Below are 26,406 nucleotides of genomic sequence, written 5' to 3' on the forward strand. Positions count from 1 at the left end.
GGCTGACTACACTGTCCAAGGTAGCATTTTTTGAGCTACGCGGTCGGCTTGGCCTAAACGAATAGCGGCACGATGGCGCATTCGATACAAGGCTTGGTAGCACAAAGGCACTAAGTACAAGCTAGTCAATGTCGAGAACGACAAGCCACCAATAATGGCGATTGCCATGGGGTAATATGGCGGGCCGCCGCCACCAATTTGGGTATCACCCATCGCCAGTGGAACTAAGCCCAACACTGTGGTGCCCACTGTCATCAATACTGGGCGCAAACGCGTGATACACACATCTCGAATGGTGGCGGACAATTTGTCGAGATCCGGCGTCATCTGGTTAATTTGATCCACCAGAACTATGCCGTTATTCACCACAATTCCCATTAAAATCAAAATGCCTATCATGGCCATCACAGAAATAGGCGTGCCCGTGATAAACAGCGCCCAGAATACACCTGTGATCGAAAATAGGATTGAAGTGATAATCGCCGTCGGTAATAACAGCGATTCAAACAGCGCCGCCATGACGATATAAATCATCGCGACAGCCAATAGCATATTGGTTGCCATCACATTCTGATCTTCATCTTGACGCTCAAATCCACCGCGTAATGAATAGTCGTAACCATTAGGGAAATGGATATTTTCCATCACTTGCTTGATCTTAGTTTGCGCCTCTTCCGTGGTGAGGTTTTCTAAGTTAGCGCCAATCGACAAAGAGGTTTGGCGATTAAAGTGCTTGATCGTATCGAAGCGAGGTTGGATTTCAATCTTCGCTAAGTTATCCAAGGTGTACACCCTTTGGTCGATGCGCACTATTGGTAACTGCTTGAGTTTTTCGAGCGACTTTTGCCACTCTTTCTCATAGGCCATTTCGATGCGCAGTTCGCCATTAGGATCGTGACGGAACGATCGCAGCGGTGAACCACGTAGTGCCATAGAGATACTCAAAGCGATTTCATTGAGTTTTAGATCTAACCGCGCCGCCATTTGCCTGTCGATACGGATAACCACTTCCTGTTGCGCACCGTTAAGCTCGGAGCGAACGTCTTGCATTCCTTTGATATTTTGCAGTAAAGGGATTACTTGTTCGCTTAAGTTAATCAGCTCAGAGGTTGAGCGACCTGTGAGCGTCACGCGCACACCAGAGTTGTCATTGCCCCAACCAAATTGCGGTTTGGCGATCGAATACTTAGGGAAGCCGCTGCGGATTTTCTTTTTCAATTCATCCAGTGGCATAGGTAAGTCTTTCTTCAGCAATATCACCGATGAACCGTCGTCGGATGAGTAGTAGCTGTAGACAGAATCAATATGAAATTCCTCTTTATTTTTATAAAGATACTCTTCCATTTGATTGACCATTGCCTCAGTGACATTGAGATTATGCCGACCTTCCACTTGATAGTTGATGTAAATCCGCTCCTTGCTCTGGCTGTCTTCTTGATCCTGTTTGACCATCGACAGCGGCAGGGCGGTAGACGCGAGAATGGCCACCGCAATCAAGCCTGAACGCCAAGGCCTCAGCAATACCCAGTTAAGCGTATTGTTGTAGAAGCGCTGTAACTTACCGGCATCCTTCTCGGGCGCGATGTCGAAGTGGAACTTAGTCAACATCAAAGGGATCAGGGTTTTAGCAACCAGTAGCGATGCCGCAAGCGAGATACAAATCGCGATGGCAACATGTTCGAGGAAAATCGTCAGCTCCACTTTCACGCCAAAAATATTGGGTAAAAATACGATGGCAGTGGTCATAGTGCCCGCCAATACGGCGAGGGACACTTTATCGACCCCAGTCATCACTGACTCTTCATTATCCTTGGGTGATTTGCCTTGTTTCTCCTGCAGCACGCTCTCGGTCACCACCACAGCGTTATCAATTAACATACCAATGGCGAGCAAGAGTCCCATCATAGACAGGATATTCAAGCTGTAACCGAGTAAATACATGGCGGCGAGCGTCATACCGATGGAAATCGGCACAGACGACACGACCACTAAGGTCATTTTCAGATTACGCAGGAACAAGTACAGCACTACAAAGGATAGCAGGGCACCGATTAAGCCCGAAAGTAAAAGGTCCATCAGTGACGATTTAACCCCAGAGGCTTGATCTTCCATGATAAACAGCCGAATACCTTGGAATTGTTGATCTTGCTTCGCTAGTTCGATGACTTTTAGTACGCGTTCTGACACTTCGACTAAGTTAGCGCCTGATTCCTTAAACACATCTAAACCGACAGCATAGTGCTGATCTAAATGGCGACCTTCGATACGCTCTGGCAAGGCAAACTGCACATCTGCAATATCGCCTAAGGTCAATCCTGGGATCAGCACCAGTGCTTTGATATCTTCAAGGTTTCTAAACTCACCCTTCGGCGACACTTGGTAAACGATGTTACTGGCCCTGAGTGTGCCAGCGCTAATCACAAAGTTTTCTCTGCCGAGGCGGGCTTGCAAGTCGGTGGCTGAAAATCCACTGGCGGCAAGACGGTCGGCATTGATGCGCACTTCAATCTGCTTTTGTTCAACGCCGTACAGGCTGACCTTAGAGACACCTTCAACACGTTCAAGCGGACGTTTAAGCTGTTTATCGAGTAAATCGAATGCGCCTGACAGCTCGCGGTCGCTCGATATACGTATCGTGAGCACTGGCATGTCGGCGGTGGAGAATTGGCGGATAAAGACCCGCTCAACATCCTTTGGCAGTAAATGCCGCACCGCATCGATTTTTTCCCGCGCTTCTAAGCTTTTAGTGGCAACGTTTTCACCCCACTTCATGTTGATTTCGATTTCAGAGCCTTCTTGGGAAGATTCTGATTCGAGCTCATCAATCCCACCCATAGTGGCGAGGGATTCCTCCAGCACTTTGGTGATATCGCGCTCGACTTCAGCGGGGGTCGAGCCCTTGTAGGGCACTTGCACCACAATCTGCGGAATATCGATACCAGGGAACATTTCCAGCGGTAACAAACGACTCGAGGCGAGACCAAATAGCAAGATAGCAAAGAAGAACATGCTGGTGGTCACGGGACGCTTAATGGCTAAACGGGTGAGGTTCATGGGCGAGCCTCCTCAACCTTATGGGCCATATCCACAACTTCATACACTTTACGGTCGAACAGGGCATAGAGCACTGGGAGCACAATTAAGGTCAGTAAAGTGGATAAACTCAGACCAAAAATCACCGTAATCGCCATAGGTGCACGCACCTCAGAACCATCGCCCAACCCTAGTGCCATCGGCAATAAACCTAAGGTGGTGGTGAGCGTAGTCATCATAATGGGACGTAGGCGCGATTTAGCCGCGGCGCGAATGGCATCGAGTTTTTCAACACCTTCACTGCGCAGTTGGTTGATGCGATCCACAAGCACAATCGCGTTGTTCACTACGATACCCGCCAACATGATAAGACCGATAAACACCACCACACTCAAATGGGTTTGGGTGATATACAGGCCCAGCACGCTACCCGCCAATGCCATAGGCACGGCAAAGAGGATAAGCAAGGGATGCAACAGTGACTCAAACTGACTCGCCATCACTAAATACACTAAGAAAATCGCTAAGATAAGGGCAATTTTGAGTGACTGGAATGAGTGCTCCATTTCCTCATTTTGACCACCAAAGCGGGCTTGCACCGATGCGGGCAGCACTTGTTGCGACAGTATTTGCTGCGCCTGTGCCACTGCATCGCTTAAGTCACCGTAGGCGAGGTTCGCCGACACCAATGCCACACGTTGCTGGCTGATACGGTTAATCGCCGAGGGGCCTAATTGTAATGACACTTCGGCAACCGCGCTTAAGGCAATGGGTTGGTTGCTGTTCGGGTTGATGATTAAGGCATCGATATCGCTGATATGATCGCGCTCGGAGAGTTCACTGCGCACCAGAATATCAATCTTACGATCACGTACTGTGTATTGGCTGGCAATAGTGCCGCCAACCCGCTGGGCAATGCGATTCGCCACCGTTGGCGCGTCCATTCCGAGCGCTGCTAACCTTGCATGATCGAAACGGATACTCAGCTCAGGTTGACCATCACGCAGACTGGTATTCACATCAGCAAAACGATCTGATGCGGATAATGCTTTGACTAGGCTATCGGCACTGCGCTTGAGCAAGTTCAAATCGTAACCCGTGAGCTCAATCTCCAGTGGCGTTTTGAAGCTGAATAACTCAGGTTGCTCAATTTTTGCTTCAAGTTCAGGAATGCGGCGCGCGGTATCACGCAGCACTTGAGTGATCGCGTTATAGGCACTGTGGTCTGTCAGTACCACTTGTAAACGGCCCCAGTTTTCACCACCGCGAGCGGTATCCGAGGTCATCAAACCACCGCTACCTGCTTGGCTATAGGCATGTTTGACTTCGGGTCTGTCTTTGATGGACAACGCGAGTTGTTGCAATACCTTGTCGGTTTCACTCACCGCCGTACCCGGAGGCAATAAGATTTCCACATAAAACTCGCCCTGATTCATCGGCGGAATAAGCTCCATACCTAGGCGAGGTAACAGGCTAATACACGCGCCCGTTATCGCAATGGTGAGCAGCAGCGTGGTCATTTGTTGACGCAGCGCCGAGGCCAGCAGCTTGTGATAAACCTTCTCGATACTGTGATAGACAAAGTTAAACCCTGAACTCAAAGGACGCATGATAAGACCGATTAGCCAGGAGAAGAATCGGCCTAAAATCAGCATTAAGGTCAACAATGCACTTGGTAAGTAACTAAACATTAATAGAATAGGGAAGGAAAACACAGTCGCGCTATAGTGTTTAAACTTACCCATTTTCGTGGTGGGTTTATCCTTAGGCGTGGTTTTTATCAGTGCGGGTAAGGTTTTAAAGCCTTCGCGTGATGCCAGCATAGGGATAGAGGTTAAGGCGACTAATAGCGAGGCCAACAGGGCAAACGTGACTGTAAGCGCTTGGTCGGAGAACAGAGCGCCGGCAATCCCATCGACAAAGACTAAGGGCACAAATACCGCAAGGGTCGTCAGTGTGGAGGCGAAAATCGCGCCAGCTACTTCTTTCGTGCCTGTGACTGCGGCGTCTAACTTACTCATGCCTTCGCTGCGACAGCGGTCAATGTTCTCTAATACCACAATAGCGTTATCGACTAATAGACCAATGGCCAGCGCGATACCGCCTAATGACATGATGTTTAAGCTGATATCGGCAAAATACATCATGTTAAAGGTGGCGATGACCGAGAAGGGAATCGAGATAGAAATAATCAGCGTTGGGATGATGTTACGCAGGAACAGGTAAATCACTAGCATAGATAATAAACTGCCCATCAGCGCCGAAGAGGTGACTTCACTGACCGCACTTTCGATAAACTCGGATTGATCGTAAATCACTTCGAGTTTGTTTTGCTTAGGATCTTGATTGATTTTGACAAGTTCATCGCGCAGTTTTTTGGCGACGGCGACAGTGTTAGCATCACCTTCTTTATAAATCGCCAGTTCAATCGATTCTTGGCTACCGATGCGGGTGATATCACTGCGCTCTTTATAGGCATCCGTAATCGTAGCGACTTCGAATAAACGTACTAAGGTTTGCTCGTCGCGATAGACGATCACTTGGCCCAGTTCTTCCAATGAATTGAATTGGTTAAGTGTGCGCACTAAGTATTCGCGATCACCTTGGATCACTTTACCGGCAGAGAGGTTAATATTCTCTTCATTAATGCGACGTTTAATGTCGTCGGCATTGAGGTTAAGTTGCGATAGTTTTTCTTGATTGAGCTGAATGTGTACTTCTTGCTCTAAACCACCGGATAAACGCACGGCGGCGACCCCAGAAAGCGCTTCTAAGCGACGCTTAAGCTCTTCTTCTGCGTAGGTGCGCATTTGCTTAAGATCGGCTTCTGAGGCATTGGGCACAGACAACGCGAGACGCATGATTGGGTCAAGGTTGGGGTTAAAACGCAGTAATAATGGCTTTTTAACGTCCAAAGGCAGGGCGATAGTGTCGAGTTTTTCGCGCACATCTAAACTCGCCATGTCCATTGTGGTGCCCCATTCAAACTCGAGCACTACATCTGACATGCCTGAGCGCGAAATAGAACTGATTTTACGTAAGCCTTTGACCACGCCAACGGCTTCTTCAATCGGTTTAGAGACTAGCTGTTCAACTTCTACTGGCGCCGCACCGTCATACATAGTGCGGATGGTTAATGTGGGATAGCTTAAGTCTGGCAGTAACTTCACCGCTAAGCGGGAAAATCCCACCATACCGAATAAAATCACCGCCAGCATGAACATCCACACCGTGACTGGCCGTTTAACGGAAGTGCTGATAATTGACATGAAAGGCTCCTATCAGTTCTTAGCGGAAGCAAGATCGAGTGGGGTGATCACTTCGACTAAGGATTGGTCTTTCAAGTTTTGCTGGCCACGGGTCACGACTTGTTCACCTGGGTTAATGCCTGCAATCACTTCTACAGAGTCACCTTCACGGTAGCCAATTTCGACTTCACGGCGATTAGCATTAGTGCCATCGATAACATACAGAGCTTGCCTGTTATCTTGATTAATCAGGGCGCTATAGGGAACGGTAATCACGTTTTCATGGGTGTCATACTTAAGCTCAACACGGGTAAACATCCCTGCTTTTAGGCGCGCCTCTTGATTCGGTACGGCTAATGTCACTTTAAACGTGCCGCTTTGTGGGTCAACAATCGGGCTTATCCGTAGCACTTTGGCATGGATAGCATTTTTACTTTGTTGATTACTGAACACTTGTGCTTCTTGGCCGAGTCTTAAGCTGGCAAGTTGTTGCTCTGGCAGATGGACTATACCGTGGAGTTCATCTTGATTAACGATATAGAACAAGTCGCCAAATTCCTTCGCCATGTTGCCTGCTTTCACATAACGTTTAGCGACGACGCCGCTAATAGGGGACAGTACGCGGCTTTCTTTGACTTGTAGCTCGGCAAGATCTTTCTTGGCGATGGCGGCTTGCAAGTTATATTCAAGTTTGGCCATCGAATCTGCGCTGATAAATTCTTTGTTGCCCATTTTTTTCAGACGATTCAATTCCTGCTCGATAATTTTTACTTCGGCTTCTGAGCGGTCTAAATCGTATTGCTGTCTTTTGGCATCGATAACGGCGAGCACTTGACCCTTCTGCACGCGGTCACCTTCTTCAACGGCCAATGATTCAATGAGTCCAGAAATGCGGCTGACGACATTGGCTTCTTGAGGTGCTTCTAAGGTGGCTGTTGTGCTGTAGAAAGATGAAACGTTTCCTTGCATCACTGTGGTGGTTTCGACGGGAATGGCATATTTTTCTTCTTTTTTAGCCACTTCTTCCTTACCACAGGCTGTTAGCATTGAAATCATTAGCAGGGGTAGGGTGAATTTAGCAATGTTTGACTTTTCCATAAGTGTGTTACCTGTTGTCTTTATTGTGATGCCATTTGATAGCAGAAACCGTGCCAATATTAAATGTAGCTTAATTTCATATAGTTAAGCTATATTTAAGTTAAGGCTAATGTGCGAATTTCACTAAATGTAGCTAAAAAGTTTAAAAAGTGATGAGAATAACTAAAGGCGGTTAACAGCGGTTACGCAAGTAGGCAATTGCAACAATGTATTTTGTCTAACAAGGGGAGTGTCAAAGGGGGATTGTTTGATATGAAAAAAGCGCCCTCAGGCGCTTTTTAATGCGTAAGTCGTGGGACTTAGCGTTTGTCTTGTGCGACGAAATCACGCGCAGTTTCGCCAGTGTATAACTGACGTGGACGGCTGATTTTGTGGCCTGGTTGATCTAACATTTCTTTCCAGTGTGCAATCCAGCCTACAGTACGTGCCAGTGCGAACAGCACAGTGAACATACTGGTTGGAATACCAATGGCTTTCATGATGATGCCAGAGTAGAAGTCGACGTTTGGATACAGCTTCTTAGAAATGAAGTATTCGTCTTCAAGCGCAATGCGCTCAAGCTCCATTGCCACATCCAATAGTGGATCCTTAACTTTCAGTTCTTTCAGTACTTCGTGACAGGTTTCACGCATAACTTTGGCACGTGGGTCAAAGTTTTTGTAAACACGGTGTCCAAAGCCCATCAGACGGAATGGATCGTTCTTGTCTTTAGCACGTTCAATGAATTCAGGAATGCGGTCAACTGAACCGATTTCTTCTAACATTTGCAAACAGGCTTCGTTAGCGCCGCCGTGTGCTGGGCCCCAAAGAGACGCGATACCCGCTGCGATACACGCAAATGGGTTAGCACCTGAAGAACCCGCTAAACGTACGGTTGAAGTCGATGCGTTTTGTTCATGATCAGCATGTAAAATGAAGATCCTGTCCATTGCACGTTCAACAATAGGGTTAACTATGTATTCTTCACATGGTACAGCAAACATCATGCTTAAGAAGTTGCCCGCATAGCTTAAGTCATTACGTGGATACACGAATGGCTGGCCTGAAGAATACTTGTAGCACATGGCTGCTATCGTAGGCATTTTTGAGACTAAGCGATAAGCGGCGATTTCGCGGTGACGTGGATCGTTAACATCCAGAGAGTCTTGGTAAAATGCAGATAATGCACCCGTCACACCACATAACATGGCCATAGGATGAGCATCACGACGGAAACCTCTAAAGAAGAAGGCTAGCTGCTCGTGAACCATAGTGTGGGTTTTAACTGTATGTACAAACTCAGTATATTGCGCTTTCGTCGGCAGTTCACCGTAAAGCAGCAGATAACACAGGTCTAGGTAATCGGAGTCAACGGCTAGTTGATCGATTGGATAGCCACGGTGTAACAATATACCCAGATCACCATCAATATAGGTAATTGCAGATTCACAGGAGGCAGTCGCAAGAAAACCTGGATCAAAAGTAAAGTAACCTTTGCTGCCAAGTTTACTGATGTCGATTACGTCAAAACCAGCGGTTCCCTGCTTTACTGGCAATTCTATCGAGTCGTTCCCTGGTAATTCTAATTTGGCTTTTAAATCAGCCATACCCCGTTCTCCTTACTTAGTTCTTATCTGTGAGTGCGGCATGTCAAACCGCCATTACTTTACAGCCATTCTAGATCACATTTCAATTTAAATAAGCGTTTAAATTTGTTAGACCATGGTATAAATGCCTTTACTTTCCCATGCGGAACTGGCACTTACAGTAAAAATTCGTCAAAAAAACATAATTTGCATTCTGTGATGTTTGTATTTGACATTTGCCGCGAGTATACTTGCCTCGCCCAATAAGGGCCGCAAACAACGATTATAAAGCACCCTCTGTTTACATGTTAAATGAGTGCGTGCTCAGATAGTTAACTGTTTGTTTAAACTTTGCTTTTGTGTTTACTTTTGCCGTGATTCACATCCCAGTTTAAAGTTTGTACAAAAGCGGTTCACATAACAAAAAAAATGCTCAATGGAGCTGAGTGAGCAGAACGTGAAAAAGCAAAGACCTGTCCATTTAGATCTGCAGACCATTCGCTTTCCTGCAACAGCGATTGTGTCAATTCTTCACCGTGTTTCCGGTGTCATCATGCTGTTCGCAGTTGGCATTCTCATTTGGTTGCTAAATTCATCTTTAGCATCAGCTGAAAGTTTCGCTGGCGTACAATCTCTATTCGATAACTTCGTTATGAAGTTCATCATGTGGGGCATTATGACTGCACTGGCGTATCACTTGTTTGGTGGCCTGCGCCACTTAGTAATGGATACCGGTCGTTGGGAAGAATTGTCATCGGGTGCCGCATCAGCGAAAGCTGTATTTGCCTTAACGGTAGCCTTTTCAATCATAGCGGGGATTTGGGTATGGTAACCAATGCAGCAAGTTTTGGACGCAGTGGTGTTCATGACTATATTCTACTACGCGCTAGTGCAGTGATCCTCGCCTGTTACACCATTTTCTTGGTTGGCTTTATTGCATGTAGTTCCCCTCTCACCTACGACGTGTGGCATAGCCTTTTTAGCGCTCTGCCGATGAAAGTGTTTACACTTTTGGCGCTGGTAGCATTATTAGTACACGCTTGGATTGGTGTATGGCAAGTGCTGACAGATTACGTCAAGTGCACGTCGTTACGTGGTGTTTTACAGTTCACCTTTGTCGTTACCGTTTTTTGTTATTTAGCGGCCGGCATTGTTATTGTGTGGGGTGTCTAAGTGAGTATTCCAGTACGCGAATTTGATGCTGTAGTGATCGGTGCCGGTGGCGCTGGTATGCGTGCAGCGCTGCAGATTTCCAAAGAAGGTAAAAGCTGTGCGCTTTTATCAAAAGTATTCCCAACTCGTTCTCATACCGTATCTGCGCAGGGTGGTATCACTGTTGCGTTAGGTAACGCCCATGAAGATCATTGGGAACAGCACATGTACGATACCGTGAAAGGTTCCGATTTTATCGGTGACCAAGAAGCGATTGAATTCATGTGTAAAACCGGTCCTGAAGCCGTGATTGAACTTGAGCAAATGGGTTTGCCTTTCTCTCGTTTCGAAAATGGCACGATTTACCAACGTCCGTTTGGTGGTCAATCTAAGAACTTTGGTGGCGAGCAGGCTGCACGTACTGCGGCAGCTGCCGACCGTACTGGTCATGCTTTGCTGCACTGTTTATACCAACAAAACGTGAAGCATAAGACGCAAGTCTTCTCAGAATGGTATGCATTAGATCTCGTTAAAAACGATGATGGCGCTGTTGTGGGTTGTACTGCGATTGAAATTGAAACGGGTGATATCGTTTATTTCAAAGCCAAAGCAACGATTCTTGCGACCGGTGGTGCAGGGCGTATTTACGCTTCTACTACTAACGCGCACATCAACACCGGTGACGGTGTCGGTATGGCAATGCGTGCTGGCGTGCAAATGCAAGACATGGAAATGTGGCAATTCCACCCAACTGGTATCGCCGGCGCGGGTGTACTTGTGACTGAAGGTTGTCGTGGTGAAGGCGGTTATCTGCTGAACAAAGACGGCGAGCGCTTCATGGAGCGTTATGCCCCTAACGCGAAAGATTTGGCATCACGCGACGTGGTAGCACGTTCTATGATGACTGAAATCCGCGAAGGTCGTGGTTTAGACGGTCCATTAGGTCCACACTGTTTACTCAAGCTTGATCACTTAGGTAAAGAAACTTTAGAAGCACGTTTACCAGGCGTGTGTGAATTGTCTCGTACCTTTGCCCATATCGATCCGGCCGATGGCCCAATTCCAGTGTTGCCAACCTGTCACTATATGATGGGCGGTCTGCCAACTAAAGTCAGTGGTCAAGTTATTCGTAAGAATGAAGACGGTACTGAACAAGATGTTATCGGTCTGTTTGCTGTGGGTGAGATTGCCTGTGTATCTGTTCACGGTGCAAACCGCTTAGGTGGTAACTCATTGCTCGATTTAGTGGTCTTTGGCCGCGCAGCGGGTCAGCATTTAGGTAAAGCTTTGGATGAGACTGACGATCCAAAAGACGCAAGCGATGCGGATATTCAAGCATCACTGGCTCGTCTGAATCGTTGGGAAAGCAACAAAGATGGCGAAGATCCAGCGCAAATCCGTAAGGATCTGCAACTGTGTATGCAATTAAACTTCTCTGTATTCCGTCGTGGCGATGCTATGGCTGAAGGTTTAGAGCAGTTGAAAGTCATCCGCGAACGTCTTGCAAAGGCGAAGTTGTCTGATAACTCTCGTGAATTCAACACTCAACGTATTGAATGTTTAGAGTTAGATAACCTGATGGCAACAGCAATCGCTACGGCCTATGCTGCTAACTTCCGTACTGAAAGTCGCGGTGCTCACTCACGTGAAGATTATTTAGAGCGTGATGATGAGAACTGGTTATGCCACAGCTTATTTGACCCTGTGACTGAAACGATGGATCGTCGTGCAGTGAACATGGCACCTAAGTTACGTGAAGCATTCCCACCGAAGAAACGTACCTACTAGGAGTTGCAAAGATGAAATTGACATTTGCAGTTTATCGCTACAATCCTGACGTAGATACTAAACCGTATATGCAGGATTACAGCTTAGAAGTAGCTGACGGCTCTGACATGATGGTGCTCGATGCACTGATTAAGTTGAAAGAGCAAGATCCAACTCTGTCATTCCGTCGCTCATGCCGTGAAGGTGTGTGTGGTTCTGACGGTGTGAACATGAATGGTAAAAATGGTCTGGCGTGTATTACCCCAATTTCAACCTTCAAAGGCAAGAAATTAGAAATACGCCCATTACCAGGTATGCCAGTTGTTCGTGACTTAGTCGTTGATTTAACTCAGTTCTATAAGCAGTATGAGAAGATCAAGCCTTACCTCATCAATGATGAGAAAGCACCAGCCCGTGAACACTTACAATCACCTGAAGAGCGTGCTCATTTAGATGGTCTGTACGAATGTATCATGTGTGCCTGTTGTTCTACGGCTTGCCCATCATTCTGGTGGAATCCTGATAAGTTTATCGGTCCAAGCGGTCTGCTTCACGCATATCGTTTCTTGATCGACAGTCGTGATACAGCAACAGAAGAACGTCTTTCTGAGCTGGACGACGCCTATAGCGTGTTCCGTTGCCACGGCATCATGAACTGCGTTGACGTGTGTCCAAAAGGTCTTAATCCGACTAAAGCAATTGGTCATATTAAGTCCATGCTGTTGAAGCGAGCAGTGTAATGCGAGAACCCGAGCTGAAACCAATAATAATATAGCTCTTGAAGAGTCACTTTCTGGTAGCAGAAGGTGACTCTTTTGCGTATGTAATGGAAGACAACGCGCCGTATATCTGGACATCTAGGGGCGGCAGAAATTATGCGTCGAAGGTAATCTCTACAGACTGCATATTTAATACTATGGCTAAGCACGTGTATAAAGTTTGAAAGGAATAGAAATGCACCAAGGCATCATGAAAGCCTGGCTCGAATCATCTCACTTAAGTGGTGCAAATTCGACCTACGTAGAAGAGATGTATGAAGCCTATCAAGAAGACCCACAGTCAGTCGCTGATGATTGGCGTGCGGTATTTGATAATCTCCCTCCTGTGAACGGTGCCTCTGTTGATGCGCCTGAAGCTGCTCACTCAAAAGTACGTGATTATTTTCGCAGTTTAGCGTTAGAAGGACGCCATAAGAGCTCTGCTCGTGTGACGGATCCTGAACTGGATGCTAAGCAAGTTAAAGTCCTGCAGTTAATTAACGCCCATCGTTTCCGTGGTCATCAAGGTGCTAACCTTGACCCCCTAGAACTGTGGAAACGCGAACCTGTGGCCGATTTAGATCCTGCCTTTCACGGCCTGACTAAAGAAGACATGGATCGTGAGTTTAATACTGGTTCTTTTGCTCATGGTGGCGAAACCATGAAGCTTGCGGATTTGGTAAAAGCACTGAAAGCCACTTATTGTGGTTCTATCGGTGCTGAATATATGCACATTACCGATACCGATGAGAAACGCTGGATCCAACAACGTCTCGAACCTTCCTTAGGTAAAGCTAACTACGATAAAAGTGTTAAGACACGCATTCTTGAAGGCTTAAACGCCGCAGAAGGCATTGAAAAATACTTAGGTGCTAAATTCCCTGGTGCGAAACGTTTCTCGTTAGAAGGCGGCGATGCGTTAGTGCCTATGATGCGCGAAATTATTTATCGTGCAGGTGAAGCGGGTACTAAAGAAATCGTCGTTGGTATGGCTCACCGTGGTCGTCTAAACGTACTGGTTAACGTATTAGGTAAGCGTCCTGCTGAACTGTTTGATGAGTTCGCGGGTAAGCATGCTGATACCCACGGTTCGGGTGACGTTAAGTACCACCAAGGTTTCTCCTCTGATTTCGAAACGCCGGGCGGCAATGTGCATTTAGCACTGGCCTTTAACCCATCGCACCTTGAAATCGTTAACCCTGTGGTCATTGGTTCGGTACGTGCCCGCCAAGACCGTCGCGGTTGTAAGGATGGCTTACAAGTCATGCCTATTACTATTCACGGTGACTCAGCCATTGCGGGTCAAGGGATAGTACAAGAGACATTCAACATGTCTCAAACCCGCGGTTTTAAAGTGGGCGGCAGCATTCGCATCGTAGTGAACAACCAAGTGGGTTTCACTACGTCTAACCATGCGGACGTGCGTTCAACTGAATATTGTACTGACATCGCTAAGATGGTTCAGGCGCCGATTTTCCACGTTAACTCTGACGATCCAGAAGCGGTTGCATTTGTATCGCAGTTAGCCGTTGATTATCGTAACGAGTTCAAACGTGATGTGGTGGTTGAATTAGTCTGTTATCGCCGTCATGGCCATAACGAAGCCGATGAGCCAAGTGCAACTCAACCGCTGATGTATGCCAAGATCAAGAAACACCCAACGCCACGTAAGATTTATGCAGACAAGTTAATCGCTGAAAACGTGATTGCTGCCGATGAGGTGACTGGTCTTATCAATAATTACCGTGACGCATTAGATCAGGGTGATTGTGTGGTGAAAGAATGGCGTCCAATGACGCTGCATTCTGTTGACTGGACACCTTATATTGGTCGTGAGTGGGACGAAGCGTTCGAATCTGCGATGTCGGCAGAACGTTTACAAAACCTTGCGGACAAATTGAGCTACGTTCCTGAAAGCCATCCATTACAATCCCGTGTTGCTAAGATTTATGGCGACCGTGTTGCTATGGCAAAAGGTGAGAAACCACTCGATTGGGGCTTTGCAGAAACTTTGGCTTATGCCTCGATTCTGGAAGACAACAAGCGCGTTCGTATCACAGGTCAAGATTCTGGCCGTGGCACTTTCTTCCATCGTCATGCTGTGTTGCACAATCAAAACGATGGCACGACTTACATGCCACTACGCAACATTGCCGATGAGCAAGGTCCGATTGATATTACTGACTCAGTGTTATCTGAAGCCTCAGTATTGGCATTTGAATACGGCTATGCGACGGCAGAACCTGGCGGCCTGACCATTTGGGAAGCCCAGTTTGGTGACTTTGCCAACTGTGCGCAAGTGGTTATTGATCAGTTCTTGTCATCGGGTGAACAAAAGTGGGGCCGTTTATGTGGTCTGACTATGTTGTTGCCCCATGGTTATGAAGGTCAAGGCCCAGAGCACTCAAGCGCCCGTTTAGAGCGTTTCTTGCAAATGTGTGCTAACCACAACATGCAAGTGTGTGTGCCTTCAACACCTGCACAGGTTTACCATATGTTGCGCCGTCAAGTGGTGCGCCCAATGCGTCGACCACTTATCGTGATGTCGCCTAAATCATTGCTGCGTCATCCATTAGCCGTGTCGAGTTTGGAAGAATTGGCCAATGGTAGTTTCCAAAATGTGATCGGTGAAATCGATACCTTGGAAGCAAGCAAAGTGGATCGCGTTGTTTTCTGTAGTGGTAAAGTTTACTTCGAACTACTGGAAAAACGTCGTAAAGAAAACATCACTAACGTAGCGTTAATTCGTGTTGAACAGTTATATCCGTTCCCACATGATGAAATGATCGTTGCTTTGGCTGATTACCAACATGTTAAAGATTTTGTTTGGTGTCAGGAAGAGCCACAGAACCAAGGTGCTTGGTACTCGAGTCAACACCATTTCTGGGCCGCGATTCCTGCAGGTGCACAGTTAACTTATGCCGGCCGTGAAGCGTCAGCTGCGCCAGCATGTGGTTACCCTGAGTTGCATACACATCAGCAAGAATCTTTAGTGAACAGTGCCCTGAAACTTACAATCACACTGTAGTAATAGACATTTTATAAAAGGATAGTTTTTCATGAGTATCGAAATCAAGGTACCTGTACTACCAGAATCTGTTGCCGATGCCACGATTGCCACTTGGCATGTGAAAGTGGGCGAGCAAGTTTCTCGTGATCAAAACCTGGTTGATATTGAAACCGATAAAGTGGTTCTTGAAGTGGTTGCGCCAGAAGATGGCCACATTGGCGAGTTTTTGTTTGAAGAAGGCGCCACTGTTTTAGGTGAACAAGTGATCGCTAAATTTATCGCCGGTGCTGTATCGGGCCAAGAAGTGACTAAAGCTGAAGCAGAAGCTGCAACGCCAGCAGCTGCGACAAGTGACGAATCTAACGATGCGTTAAGCCCATCAGTACGCCGTTTACTGGCCGAGCACAATGTTGATGCTAGCAAAGTAAAAGGCACGGGTGTGGGTGGTCGTATTACGAAAGAAGACGTTGAAGCTTTTGTTAAGTCTGCCCCTAAAGCAGCGGCGCCAGCAGCACCTGCTGTGGCTCCGTTAGCGGCTGGCCGTAGCGAGAAGCGCGTGCCAATGACACGTCTGCGTAAGACAATCGCTAACCGTTTGTTAGAAGCGAAAAACTCTACCGCTATGCTCACGACATTTAACGAAGTGAACATGAAGCCCATCATGGATATCCGTAAGCAATACCAAGATATCTTTGAAAAGCGCCACGGTATCCGTTTAGGCTTTATGTCTTTCTACATCAAAGCTGTGACAGAAGCACTGAAACGTTTCCCAGAAGTCAACGCGTCTATTGATGGCGATGATATCGTTTATCACAACTACTTCGACATCAGCATCGCAGTATCAACACCACGTGGTCTGGTAACACCAGTGTTACGTGACACAGATACCATGAACTTAGCTGAAATCGAAAAAGCGGTTCGTGATTTAGCCATCAAAGGCCGTGACGGTAAGCTGACTGTGGCAGATATGACTGGCGGTAACTTCACTGTGACTAACGGTGGTGTTTTCGGTTCACTGATGTCTACCCCAATCCTTAACCTGCCACAAAGCGCGATTTTAGGCATGCATGCCATTAAAGACCGCCCAATGGCAGTTAATGGTCAGGTTGAAATCCTGCCCATGATGTACCTAGCACTCTCATATGACCATCGTATTGTTGATGGCCGTGAGTCTGTTGGTTTCTTGGTTGCGATTAAAGACTTCCTAGAAGACCCAACTCGTCTGCTGCTTGATCTGTAAGACAACTCGCTAAGAGTTCGCGCTTAAAGAAATAGCCAGACATACCCTCGTGACTGGCCCAAACGGGCCAGTTGGATTTGATTAGAAGTATACGGATAGATCATCATGAATTTGCATGAGTATCAGGCAAAATCCTTATTTGCCGAATATGGTTTACCAGTGTCAGAAGGTTTTGCATGTGATACAGCCCAAGAAGCTGTAGAAGCGGCAGGCCATATTGGCGGAAATTTATGGGTTGTTAAGTGTCAAGTACACGCAGGCGGCCGCGGTAAAGCGGGTGGCGTTAAAGTCACTGGCGATAAAGAAGAAATCAGAGCCTTTGCCGAACACTGGTTAGGCAAAAATCTGGTGACTTATCAAACTGATGAGAAAGGTCAGCCAGTTGCTAAAATTTTAGTAGAAAGCTGCACCGACATCGCTAACGAACTGTACCTAGGTGCCGTTGTTGACCGCGCGACTCGTCGCGTTGTGTTCATGGCGTCGACTGAAGGTGGTGTTGAAATTGAGAAAGTGGCAGAAGAAACGCCAGAACTCATCCACACTGCAATCATCGATCCTTTGACTGGCCCACAAGGTTATCAAGCACGTGATCTTGGCTTCAAGTTAGGTTTAAACCCAACTCAAATGAAGCAGTTCACTAAGATTTTCATGGGTCTGGCGACTATGTTCGTTGATCATGATTTCGCATTGCTTGAAATCAACCCGCTGGTTATTACCACTGAAGGCAACCTACACTGCCTAGACGGTAAAATCGGTATCGACGGTAACGCACTTTACCGTCAACCAAAAATCAAAGGCATGCACGATCCATCACAGGATGATGCCCGCGAAGCTCACGCTGCTAAGTTCGAACTGAACTATGTAGCATTAGACGGTAACGTTGGCTGTATGGTGAACGGTGCTGGTCTGGCTATGGGTACTATGGATATCGTTAACTTGCACGGTGGCAAGCCAGCGAACTTCCTAGACGTAGGCGGCGGCGCGACTAAAGAACGTGTAGCAGAAGCTTTCAAAATCATTCTGTCTGACAGCAATGTGAAAGCGGTTCTGGTTAACATTTTCGGCGGTATCGTACGTTGTGACATGATCGCAGAAGGTATTATCGGCGCGGTTAAAGAAGTGGGCGTTAAAGTACCTGTTGTGGTTCGTTTAGAAGGTACTAACGCTGAACTTGGCCGTGAAGTATTAGCTAAATCAGGTCTTGATATCATTGCAGCTACCAGTCTGACTGACGCGGCTGAGCAAGTTGTTAAAGCTGCGGAGGGCAAATAATGTCTGTCTTAATCAATAAAGATACCAAGGTAATTTGCCAAGGTTTCACTGGCGGTCAAGGTACATTCCACTCACAACAAGCTATCGATTACGGTACGCAAATGGTGGGCGGTGTGTCTCCTGGTAAAGGCGGTCAAACTCACTTAGGTCTGCCAGTGTTTAACACTGTGAAAGACGCTGTAGCTGCTACTGGCGCGACTGCTTCTGTGATCTATGTTCCGGCTCCTTTCTGTAAAGATGCCATTCTTGAAGCTATCGACGGTGGCATTGAGCTTATCGTTTGTATCACTGAAGGCATTCCTACACTTGACATGCTGCAAGTTAAAGTGAAGCTTGAAGAAACTGGCGTTCGCATGATCGGCCCTAACTGCCCAGGTGTTATCACCCCAGGTGAATGTAAGATCGGCATCATGCCAGGTCACATCCACTTAAAAGGCAAAGTGGGTATCGTTTCACGTTCAGGTACACTGACCTATGAAGCGGTTAAGCAAACGACTGATGAAGGTTTCGGCCAATCTACTTGCGTAGGTATCGGTGGTGACCCAATTCCAGGTACTAACTTCATCGACGTATTGGAAATGTTCCAAAACGATCCACAGACTGAAGCGATCGTGATGATCGGTGAAATCGGTGGTAACGCTGAAGAAGATGCGGCTGCTTACATCAAAGCACACGTAACTAAGCCTGTTGTGTCTTACATTGCGGGTGTAACTGCACCTGCTGGTAAGCGTATGGGCCACGCTGGCGCGATTATCGCTGGCGGTAAAGGTACTGCAGAAGACAAATTTGCTGCATTAGAAGCAGCTGGCGTGACAACTGTCCGCTCGCTAGCTGATATCGGCAAAGCGCTGCGTACTCGTACTGGTTGGTAAGCTAAACCGTTCGATACTAAAAGGCGCCTAAGGCGCCTTTTTTATTGGCTGTATAAGACAGGAATGGGATTGAGCTAACACCATGAAGACTAGATATTTTTTCTTCTACGGGTTAGATTGATGCTTCTCTACTCAGCAGTCGCCTGCGCCATGGGCGAGCATAGCGTGATGAGAGCCATTAACCATGAGCTAAGTGCTTATGGCTTCAGTGCTGTTTCTGCAAAATATCTTGAATTCAAATTTTTATCACACGGTTGCAGCCTATCGCTGCGAGCGTATTTGTATTATGGGGCTTACCGCATTGGGGGAGGGTAAGCCACTGAGTCGATGTTAGCCTGAGTCACGGCTTGAACATCACGTTTCTTTACGAGGGAAAGACTGTGAAAACACCTAAAATCATTATTTCGGAAATCGATTTAGAAAGACTAGAGCGATTATTGGAGTCACTGCCGGCAAATGCGTTTCCGGGCAAAGCGGCATTGGAGGCTGAATTAGACAGGGCCGATATCGTGCCTGCATCTCAGATGCCAGCAAATGTGGTGACCATGAATTCGGAAGTGAAGTTTAGCGTTTCATCCAGTAATGAGACCTTCTGTTTACGTTTAGTGTATCCAAAAGACATCAATGGCGCGGGCACGATTTCTATTTTGGCGCCGGTGGGGAGTGCATTATTAGGGTTGTCTCAAGGCGATGAGATTGAATGGCCAGGCCCTGGTGGTTCTATGGTAAAAGTGCGTATTGAAGAAATCCTGTATCAGCCTGAGCGCAGTGGTGATTACCACCGTTAAGCTTAAGGTTCTGGCGTAGTGTCGTTGACGTTACGCCAATAGTAACCATTTATCGATAGGCTGATGTATTAAGCGATCCATTTTTGAAGGAGTAAAGATGATAACCCAAACTGAACGGTTAATTATTCGGCCATTTACTGAGCAAGATTGTGAAGCCCTGTATTTGATGAACAGTAATCCGGCGATGCTGAAATACATTCCCTCTGCCGCTTTTACGTCTCGAGAGCAGGCGGTTGAGTTATTTCACCAGGTGATCCAAGGCGATTATCAGCAACATGGTTTTGGCCGTTGGGCGGTTGAACATAAAGCCGACAAGCGTGTGATCGGATTTTGTGGCCCGAAATTTATTCCAGAATTTAATGAAGTCGAGTTAGGTTATCGTTATTTCCCTGAGTATTGGGGTTCTGGGATTGGTACAGAGGCTGCATCCGCTGCATTAGCCGAATTTAAGCGCTTTGGGATTGAGCAGACAATTGCACTTATCTTAGAAGGGAATCTCGGTTCAGAAGGCGTGGCTAAGCGAGTGGGGATGCACTGGCGCGAGCAAAATGAGTTTATGGGCCATAAAGTGAATATCTACGCCAAGCTATTATAACGATTTGCCGATTAACATCATCCAATAAAAAAACCAGCCTAAAGCTGGTTTTTTGTGTCTCGGCGATGAAAGCTGAAGTCGACTAAGCGTCGTTATGCTCACAGGTATCATTGGTGCAAGTGCCGTACAAATATAAGCTGTGATTCGTCAGCTTAATGTTGTGTTTCATGGCAATTTCATCTTGACGACGTTCGATAACTTCATCTGAAAACTCAATCACTTTACCACACGACAGGCATACTAAGTGATCATGGTGATGCTGAGTTGAGAGTTCGAAAACAGCTTTACCGCTTTCAAAATGGTGACGACTGACAATGCCAGCATCATCAAATTGGTTTAACACACGGTAGACGGTGGCTAGACCAATTTCTTCACCCAAATCCAGCAGCTTCTTGTACAAATCTTCTGCACTGATATGTTGGTTTTCAGGTCCTTGCATCAGTTCTAGGATCTTGACTCGTGGCAGGGTAATTTTCAAACCCGCTTTTTTTAGCGCTTGATTTCCATCTGTCATTGCTAATCTCTTGATTGCAGAACCAATAGGTTCATCCGTGGATAGTGTTTGCCATTATAGGGGCTCAGGTTGAAAACTTAAACCTTTGTTCTGGCTTTATAGCGCGATATGCAGATAAATTGTGTCAATAGGCGTTAAATCACAATATTTTGCGGCAATTCAAGCATAGTTTTTGTATGGTTATACCAAGGAATAATATTCACGGCTGCCAAAGTCAGTAAGAATAATTCAAATAAATAAAATAATAAGGAATCGGCATGTACCAGCAAATTGTGGTGTTAACCGGCGCGGGGATCTCTGCGGAATCGGGATTACGCACCTTTCGCGATCAAGATGGTTTGTGGGAAGAACATCATATTGAAGACGTTGCCACACCTGAAGGGTATGAACGTGATGCTGAACTTGTGGAACGCTTTTACAATAGTCGTTGGCAGCAATTGCACAGTGGCACGGTTGAACCCAATGCAGCGCATGTGGCCTTGGCAAAGTTGGAAGCGGACTTTAAAGGTCAATTACTTATCATCACACAAAATATTGATGATCTGCATGAGCGTGCGGGCTCGCGCCGCTTATTGCATATGCACGGTGAATTATCCAAAGGCCGTTGTCCGCGTTCGCGTCAGACTTTTATTTTACGTGAGCTCTTTGGTGCCGATAATTGCTGTACTTGTTGTATTCCGGCTCAGCGATTACGCCCCCATGTGGTGTGGTTTGGTGAAATGCCCTTAGGAATGGACCGTATCCACGATGCGCTCGATAACTGCGACTTGTTTATTGCCATTGGCACCTCTGGTACTGTTTATCCTGCCGCAGGCTTTGTTGATACAGCTAATCATCACGGCGCGCAAACGGTTGAAGTGAATATGATGGCACCCGATAGACACAGTCAGTTCCAGTACCATCTCACGGGCAAAGCGGGGGAGCTAGTGCCTCAGTTGGTCGAGACTATTTTAGCGGGCCGAGTGATTGGCAGTGAGTCGAATGCATGAGTAATAAAATCGCGATTATTATGCGTGGTTTACCGGGCAGTGGTAAGTCACATTGGGTTGAAACTTATATTCTTTCCCTTCCTTTAGAAAAAGCCATCAGCGTGCGCCAACGCTGCGTATTTTCGACCGATAGCTTTTTCTATCACCAAGATGAATACCGCTTCGATGCCAAGAAGTTACCTGAGTACCATCAATGTAATTTGGCGGGGTTTATTCAGGCGCTGTCTTCAGGCGAGCCCGTGGTGATTTGCGATAACACTAATCTGTGCCGCTGGGAATACATGGCCTATGAAGCGGCGGCAAAAGCCTTAGGTTATCAAGTTAGAATTGTGCTTGTGGGCGAACCGAGTAATCCTGCCCATCAGTTGGAATGCGCAAAACGGAATCGCCATGGCGTACCTTTGGCGCAAATTCAACGAATGGCAAAGGTATTTGAAGATTTTTAATCTAAATGGCTTATCATCATGAGTGTTGTGACGCTTTTGTCACAGTAATCGGATTAGGCCTTTATCTTTATCTCGCGGTGTTTTTTATCCAGTCATTTTTCGTCCTGCCACATTGTAGTACTCTGTTTCAAATCATTGCTTTTGTGTAATGTCACTTGCCATTTGTCTTATCTCTTCGACCGTGAGCGTTAAGCTTGATCCCAAAGACAGTTTATCCACTTGAGTCAGCGTATAATGGCCTCTGTGACGGGTTAATGCTCGATTGCAGCATGTGTTATATCGTTGACTGCGTGTAGGCGAAGTACATCAAAGGAAGGGTCATGCTCACTAAAGTTTTACTGACATTCTTAATCATTGCTGGTGCTTGGTTTTTACTGATGAAACGTCAGTGTCATATTGTGCCTCAGGCCGCGAATATCAGCACTAAACGTTTAAGTGAACCCCTGTGGCGTCGTTATCTGCTCACTGGCGTGTTTGTGGTGCTCGGACTGAGTGTACTCAGTTATAGCGTTTGGTATTGGCGAGACCAGCACACAATAGTCACGGTAAGAATCGTGTCACCCAATGCTGACAACAATGGTGAGTATCGCGTGCGTAAGGGGGATATTTCAGATTCGAAAATGGTGACGCTCGATGGCATCCATATTCGCTTTTCGACCCAAGAACGGCTGACGATCATCGAGACCGATTAAGGCATATTTATTTTACTAAATTATCCTTCGCGCCTTTTCATTGCCAACTTATGCGGTAAACTAGCGACAATTTTTTAGCCTGCACTTAAGTGGGGATCGTTAACTTAAGTTTTTTTCAGGAGGACAAATGATTACTGCTTATGTGTATGAAAATCGTCACCTTACCGTGACAGAGCTCGGCATACTGGACAGTATTCCCGCATCGACCATTTGGTTAGATCTGTATAAACCCGATGATTCGGAGCGAGAATGGTTAAGTCATTTTTCTGTTGAAGAAGTGCCTGACGAAGAAGATATCAATGAAATTGAGGCCTCGGCACGTTTTTATCAAAACAGCGATGGCCTGCATATCAATTCGTTATTCCCCCAACGTGTCGGCCAAGATGTGCGTGGCGTTAACGTATCCTTCAACCTTCGCACCAATTTTTTACTGACAATCCGTGAAGAAGACGTGGGTCTTATCCGCTTACTGCGTAACTATTTACGTTTGGGCCGGTTAGATGTATCGACGCCGCAGGAGCTGTTTCTCGAATTATTTAATCTGAAAGTGGATTATCTGTCTGACTTAATCGAAGACGTTTACACAGTTCTCGAAAATGTCGGTGAGCAAGTATTTGATAACGATGAGCTTGATGATGTATTTAAGCTTATCACTCTGCAAGAGGACTCCAATGGTAAAATCCGTTTGAGTTTGCTCGATACCCAGCGTTCACTGCGTTATATGCAGCGTTACTATCGTGGCCAGCTATCCGATGAGCACTTAAAGGACTTGCGGGAAATGTTGTCGGATATCGAGTCGCTGATGCCCCACAGTCAATTTATTTTCGATAAATTAAACTTCTTGCTTGATGCGGCCATGGGTTTCAGTGGCCTGCAACAGAACAAAATCATTAAAATCTTCTCGGTTGCCGCTGTGGTGTTTCTGCCACCAACCTTGATTGCCAGTAGTTATGGGATGAACTTTACCAGTATGCCTGAGCTTGAGTGGCAATACGGTTACCCTATGGCGATTGTGATGATGTTAGCCAGTGCCGCCGGTACTTACTTCTTCTTTAAACGTAAACATTGGTTATAAGTCAGCCGCTAGACGTGTTGGTTTTGTCGAATAAAAGAATAAGGGTCGAATATTATATTCGACCCTTATTCTTATCACTGTGATTTAATCACTTCACTTGATTTAATGAGCTTTATGTCACGAGTCTAACTCTATGACTTTGATTAAATCAGTGCCGCCAGTTATGCACCAATTGTACGGCTACTTAACTCAGTCATCATTTACGACTGTCACCACCAAAGTAGTAACTCACTCGTTCGCGGGGATTCAAGTACTCGTGAACTTTTTCAGGAAGCGCCGCAGGGGGTAAGCAGCGCACTATGCTTATCCCTTCAATCTCTAAATCAACGATAGGCGCTTGATCTTTAGGGACTAATGCATCGTAAACCAATATCTTAGGACATAGCAGTTTAGTTAAGTTAACCGACATCACCATGGCATATTGACCGCTGGATAATTCCACCACACTGCCGGGAGGATAAATGCCGAGCATCTTGATCATCTTGCCAATGTATTCTTGATTAAGCTTAGTTTTGTATTGCTTGTATAAATGTCCCAGAGCGGCATAGGGCATTCTGGCTTTGCCCTGTTGGCTTGGATAACACAGGGAGTCATATTCGTTCACTACCGCAATCAATTGCGAAACTTTATCGAGAGCCTCTTCCTTTAGGCCTTTGGGATAACCACTGCCATCGAGAAACTCATGGTGATTGATGATTGCAGGTAAGGCTGCTTGGGGAAAATTATCGGCTAATTTGAGCAGTTCAATCCCAAGTAACGGATGCTGCTTGATGAAATTAAGTTCTGGCGCCGACCAAGGGGTCGATTTTTTAAGAATTTGTGGCGGGACTTTTAATTTACCCACGTCGTGGAATAGGGCACTGAGACCCACTGTTTCAATCTCACTTCTATCCCATTCGAGTTCTTTGGCGATCAACATGGAAAGAATCGCGACGTTCAAAGAATGGTAGTAAATGCTTTCATCCTGCTTAGCATCGCTCATCAAATGCAGCACTAAGTTATCTGAATTAAGCAGCTGTTCGACGATGGAGTGTACTAAATCTTTGGCGTCATCGACCGCATTTAAGGGGCGATTACGCAGCTTAGAGATGAGACTGCGCATCATGGCGACCGAACGGGTAAAGTTTTGCTCGGTTTTATGAATGTCGCGGCGTAATTTCTTTTGCACTTCGATTTGTTCGGCCTTGTACTGATCCATGTCGTTTTTAAGCACATTGATCTCAGCACTTGGCGGTAATTTGATTGGGTTGACCGCATCAGCATGTAACGGGGCGACGTCGCTACGTTCTAAATCGACAATGACATGCTCGATGCCTAGATTTTTAATCAACTCGATTTGTGCAGCTTGTTTAATATGAAAGCTACTGAATAAAAAGGGATGATCTTTCCAAGCCACAGGCAAACGCACAAAGTTGCCGACTTGAAGTTGATGGACTGAGACTTTACAGCTTTTTTTCATATTCTTGTTATCGTGAAGCCTAATGTGAGTTATTTTATCTCAATGATGCTGCTTTACAATTACTTAACTAACATGTCAGCATAGTAAGCCTAGAAAGTAGCCAATCCATTGAGGAAGTATGGACTTTATTGAAGTATACCCTAATGCGTTGCCGAATGACTTGTGTGACCGTCTCATTCTAGCATTTGAGCAACATGCTGGCGTTGTCGATGGACAAACGGGCAATGGCGTTGATCTGGAGAAGAAGATCAGCCGCGATTTGACCTTAGATAGTTTCGCCGACTTGCAGCCCCTCAAAAACGAACTCTTAGGTTATACCTTAAAGGGGGCGGTAGATTATTTCACAAAGTATTCAATGGCGTTAATGGGCGCGGTCGCTGTGTCTGTGAGTGATGAACAAGGACAACCTGTAACGCTAACCCCTGCTAATTTTGCGGCGCTAGGTGCACCTAGAGCTGATGGCTTAGTCAAGTATTTGTATCGCAGTGGTAGTATTAATGTTCAAAAGTATCAGCAGAATAAAGGCGGTTATCCCCACTGGCATTCGGAGCAATTCCCGCAGAATGGTCACAATGAAGCCTTGCATCGCGTCGTGCTTTACATGTTTTATTTAAATGATGTGGAAGAGGGCGGTGAAACCGAATTTTATTATCAGCAGCGTAAAATTTCCCCGAAAAAAGGCACTATGGTGATAGCACCTGCGGGATTCACTCATACGCATAGGGGCAATAAACCCTTGAGTGGTGACAAATACATTGCCACCTCTTGGATCATGTTCAATCGAGCTGAGCAGTTATACGCTGTGATTGCCTGATAAAGTTCAGTATTTACAT

At 46.3% G+C, this 26,406-nt stretch carries 21 protein-coding genes; 15 read left to right on the forward strand and 6 right to left on the reverse strand.

What is annotated here, in order from left to right; translation table 11 throughout:
* Positions 1-6 precede the first annotated feature (6 nt).
* The 4 genes from Q4Q46_RS08440 to Q4Q46_RS08455 form a co-directional block, all read right to left on the reverse strand.
* Positions 7-3,054, reverse strand: a complete 3,048-nt coding sequence (locus Q4Q46_RS08440; protein ID WP_311905706.1) for an efflux RND transporter permease subunit — start codon at positions 3,052-3,054, stop codon at positions 7-9.
* Positions 3,051-6,302, reverse strand: coding sequence for an efflux RND transporter permease subunit (locus tag Q4Q46_RS08445; protein WP_311905707.1), 3,252 nt, complete (start codon positions 6,300-6,302; stop codon positions 3,051-3,053). Before Q4Q46_RS08445 ends, Q4Q46_RS08440 begins: the two co-directional genes overlap by 4 nt.
* Before the next feature lie 12 nt (positions 6,303-6,314).
* Positions 6,315-7,379 carry an efflux RND transporter periplasmic adaptor subunit gene (locus tag Q4Q46_RS08450; protein ID WP_311905708.1) on the reverse strand — a complete coding sequence of 355 codons (1,065 nt, stop codon included), beginning with the start codon at positions 7,377-7,379 and terminating at the stop codon, positions 6,315-6,317.
* A 299-nt stretch (positions 7,380-7,678) separates the two neighbouring features.
* Positions 7,679-8,965, reverse strand: coding sequence for a citrate synthase (locus Q4Q46_RS08455; protein ID WP_006081983.1), 1,287 nt, complete (start codon positions 8,963-8,965; stop codon positions 7,679-7,681).
* 415 nt (positions 8,966-9,380) lie between these two features.
* Here Q4Q46_RS08455 and sdhC point away from each other — a divergent pair, with 415 nt between their 5' ends.
* The 10 genes from sdhC to Q4Q46_RS08505 all read left to right on the forward strand — a co-directional run bounded on the left by sdhC (position 9,381) and on the right by Q4Q46_RS08505 (position 20,398).
* On the forward strand, positions 9,381-9,776 hold the full coding sequence (gene sdhC, locus Q4Q46_RS08460) for a succinate dehydrogenase cytochrome b556 subunit (protein ID WP_006081982.1): 396 nt from the start codon (positions 9,381-9,383) through the stop codon (positions 9,774-9,776).
* Positions 9,770-10,117 carry a succinate dehydrogenase, hydrophobic membrane anchor protein gene (gene sdhD, locus Q4Q46_RS08465; RefSeq protein WP_006081981.1) on the forward strand — a complete coding sequence of 116 codons (348 nt, stop codon included), beginning with the start codon at positions 9,770-9,772 and terminating at the stop codon, positions 10,115-10,117. The genes sdhC and sdhD overlap by 7 nt, the downstream gene beginning before the upstream one ends.
* Entirely contained in the window at positions 10,118-11,884 is a 1,767-nt protein-coding gene (gene sdhA, locus Q4Q46_RS08470) for a succinate dehydrogenase flavoprotein subunit (protein ID WP_106650760.1), read from the forward strand.
* A gap of 11 nt (positions 11,885-11,895) precedes the next feature.
* Positions 11,896-12,603, forward strand: coding sequence for a succinate dehydrogenase iron-sulfur subunit (locus Q4Q46_RS08475; RefSeq protein WP_106650759.1), 708 nt, complete (start codon positions 11,896-11,898; stop codon positions 12,601-12,603).
* A gap of 214 nt (positions 12,604-12,817) precedes the next feature.
* Entirely contained in the window at positions 12,818-15,649 is a 2,832-nt protein-coding gene (gene sucA, locus Q4Q46_RS08480; RefSeq protein ID WP_311905709.1) for a 2-oxoglutarate dehydrogenase E1 component, read from the forward strand.
* 31 nt (positions 15,650-15,680) lie between these two features.
* Positions 15,681-16,871: a 2-oxoglutarate dehydrogenase complex dihydrolipoyllysine-residue succinyltransferase gene (gene odhB / locus Q4Q46_RS08485; RefSeq protein ID WP_220590442.1), complete on the forward strand. Its 1,191-nt coding sequence runs from the start codon at positions 15,681-15,683 to the stop codon at positions 16,869-16,871.
* A 105-nt stretch (positions 16,872-16,976) separates the two neighbouring features.
* Positions 16,977-18,143 carry an ADP-forming succinate--CoA ligase subunit beta gene (gene sucC / locus Q4Q46_RS08490; RefSeq protein WP_006081976.1) on the forward strand — a complete coding sequence of 389 codons (1,167 nt, stop codon included), beginning with the start codon at positions 16,977-16,979 and terminating at the stop codon, positions 18,141-18,143.
* The gene (gene sucD / locus Q4Q46_RS08495) at positions 18,143-19,015 is read left to right on the forward strand and encodes a succinate--CoA ligase subunit alpha (RefSeq protein WP_107947892.1); all 873 of its coding nucleotides are present in this window, start codon (positions 18,143-18,145) and stop codon (positions 19,013-19,015) included. The genes sucC and sucD overlap by 1 nt, the downstream gene beginning before the upstream one ends.
* Positions 19,016-19,395: 380 nt before the next feature.
* Complete coding sequence (rnk, locus tag Q4Q46_RS08500; RefSeq protein WP_220590440.1) at positions 19,396-19,803, forward strand: nucleoside diphosphate kinase regulator; 408 nt, start codon at positions 19,396-19,398, stop codon at positions 19,801-19,803.
* Between the two features lie 97 nt (positions 19,804-19,900).
* Positions 19,901-20,398 carry a GNAT family N-acetyltransferase gene (locus tag Q4Q46_RS08505; protein WP_283628666.1) on the forward strand — a complete coding sequence of 166 codons (498 nt, stop codon included), beginning with the start codon at positions 19,901-19,903 and terminating at the stop codon, positions 20,396-20,398.
* 82 nt (positions 20,399-20,480) lie between these two features.
* Here Q4Q46_RS08505 and fur read toward each other — a convergent pair whose 3' ends face one another.
* Positions 20,481-20,912, reverse strand: coding sequence for a ferric iron uptake transcriptional regulator (fur, locus tag Q4Q46_RS08510; RefSeq protein ID WP_106650752.1), 432 nt, complete (start codon positions 20,910-20,912; stop codon positions 20,481-20,483).
* A 257-nt stretch (positions 20,913-21,169) separates the two neighbouring features.
* Here fur and cobB point away from each other — a divergent pair, with 257 nt between their 5' ends.
* The 4 genes from cobB to corA all read left to right on the forward strand — a co-directional run bounded on the left by cobB (position 21,170) and on the right by corA (position 24,114).
* Positions 21,170-21,901 (forward strand): Sir2 family NAD+-dependent deacetylase, encoded by a 732-nt coding sequence (gene cobB / locus Q4Q46_RS08515; protein ID WP_311905710.1) that lies wholly within the window; start codon positions 21,170-21,172, stop codon positions 21,899-21,901.
* Positions 21,898-22,347, forward strand: a complete 450-nt coding sequence (locus tag Q4Q46_RS08520) for an ATP-binding protein (RefSeq protein WP_311905711.1) — start codon at positions 21,898-21,900, stop codon at positions 22,345-22,347. The genes cobB and Q4Q46_RS08520 overlap by 4 nt, the downstream gene beginning before the upstream one ends.
* Before the next feature lie 320 nt (positions 22,348-22,667).
* On the forward strand, positions 22,668-23,039 hold the full coding sequence (locus Q4Q46_RS08525) for a hypothetical protein (protein ID WP_311905712.1): 372 nt from the start codon (positions 22,668-22,670) through the stop codon (positions 23,037-23,039).
* Positions 23,040-23,166: 127 nt separating this feature from the next.
* Positions 23,167-24,114: a magnesium/cobalt transporter CorA gene (gene corA, locus Q4Q46_RS08530; protein WP_006081968.1), complete on the forward strand. Its 948-nt coding sequence runs from the start codon at positions 23,167-23,169 to the stop codon at positions 24,112-24,114.
* A 196-nt stretch (positions 24,115-24,310) separates the two neighbouring features.
* Here the strand turns inward: corA and Q4Q46_RS08535 are convergent, their stop codons facing one another.
* Complete coding sequence (locus Q4Q46_RS08535) at positions 24,311-25,573, reverse strand: HD-GYP domain-containing protein (RefSeq protein WP_311905713.1); 1,263 nt, start codon at positions 25,571-25,573, stop codon at positions 24,311-24,313.
* A 118-nt stretch (positions 25,574-25,691) separates the two neighbouring features.
* Between Q4Q46_RS08535 and Q4Q46_RS08540 the strand changes: the two genes are divergently transcribed.
* On the forward strand, positions 25,692-26,387 hold the full coding sequence (locus tag Q4Q46_RS08540) for a 2OG-Fe(II) oxygenase (RefSeq protein WP_311905714.1): 696 nt from the start codon (positions 25,692-25,694) through the stop codon (positions 26,385-26,387).
* Positions 26,388-26,406: the final 19 nt, after the last annotated feature.

Source organism: Shewanella vaxholmensis, assembly GCF_031932135.1.
In the GTDB taxonomy this organism is placed as follows: Bacteria; Pseudomonadota; Gammaproteobacteria; order Enterobacterales; family Shewanellaceae; genus Shewanella; species Shewanella hafniensis.

Excerpts from the sequence above, each read along its gene's own strand:
- Q4Q46_RS08440 (WP_311905706.1), bottom strand. The coding sequence starts at position 3,054 with ATGAACCTCACCCGTTTAGCCATTAAGCGTCCCGTGACCACCAGCATG.
- Q4Q46_RS08445 (WP_311905707.1), bottom strand. The coding sequence starts at position 6,302 with ATGTCAATTATCAGCACTTCCGTTAAACGGCCAGTCACGGTGTGGATG.
- Q4Q46_RS08450 (WP_311905708.1), bottom strand. The coding sequence starts at position 7,379 with ATGGAAAAGTCAAACATTGCTAAATTCACCCTACCCCTGCTAATGATT.
- Q4Q46_RS08455 (WP_006081983.1), bottom strand. The coding sequence starts at position 8,965 with ATGGCTGATTTAAAAGCCAAATTAGAATTACCAGGGAACGACTCGATA.
- sdhC (WP_006081982.1), top strand. The coding sequence starts at position 9,381 with ATGGAGCTGAGTGAGCAGAACGTGAAAAAGCAAAGACCTGTCCATTTA.
- sdhD (WP_006081981.1), top strand. The coding sequence starts at position 9,770 with ATGGTAACCAATGCAGCAAGTTTTGGACGCAGTGGTGTTCATGACTAT.
- Q4Q46_RS08475 (WP_106650759.1), top strand. The coding sequence starts at position 11,896 with ATGAAATTGACATTTGCAGTTTATCGCTACAATCCTGACGTAGATACT.
- sucA (WP_311905709.1), top strand. The coding sequence starts at position 12,818 with ATGCACCAAGGCATCATGAAAGCCTGGCTCGAATCATCTCACTTAAGT.
- odhB (WP_220590442.1), top strand. The coding sequence starts at position 15,681 with ATGAGTATCGAAATCAAGGTACCTGTACTACCAGAATCTGTTGCCGAT.
- sucC (WP_006081976.1), top strand. The coding sequence starts at position 16,977 with ATGAATTTGCATGAGTATCAGGCAAAATCCTTATTTGCCGAATATGGT.
- sucD (WP_107947892.1), top strand. The coding sequence starts at position 18,143 with ATGTCTGTCTTAATCAATAAAGATACCAAGGTAATTTGCCAAGGTTTC.
- Q4Q46_RS08505 (WP_283628666.1), top strand. The coding sequence starts at position 19,901 with ATGATAACCCAAACTGAACGGTTAATTATTCGGCCATTTACTGAGCAA.
- fur (WP_106650752.1), bottom strand. The coding sequence starts at position 20,912 with ATGACAGATGGAAATCAAGCGCTAAAAAAAGCGGGTTTGAAAATTACC.
- cobB (WP_311905710.1), top strand. The coding sequence starts at position 21,170 with ATGTACCAGCAAATTGTGGTGTTAACCGGCGCGGGGATCTCTGCGGAA.
- Q4Q46_RS08520 (WP_311905711.1), top strand. The coding sequence starts at position 21,898 with ATGAGTAATAAAATCGCGATTATTATGCGTGGTTTACCGGGCAGTGGT.
- Q4Q46_RS08525 (WP_311905712.1), top strand. The coding sequence starts at position 22,668 with ATGCTCACTAAAGTTTTACTGACATTCTTAATCATTGCTGGTGCTTGG.
- corA (WP_006081968.1), top strand. The coding sequence starts at position 23,167 with ATGATTACTGCTTATGTGTATGAAAATCGTCACCTTACCGTGACAGAG.
- Q4Q46_RS08535 (WP_311905713.1), bottom strand. The coding sequence starts at position 25,573 with ATGAAAAAAAGCTGTAAAGTCTCAGTCCATCAACTTCAAGTCGGCAAC.
- Q4Q46_RS08540 (WP_311905714.1), top strand. The coding sequence starts at position 25,692 with ATGGACTTTATTGAAGTATACCCTAATGCGTTGCCGAATGACTTGTGT.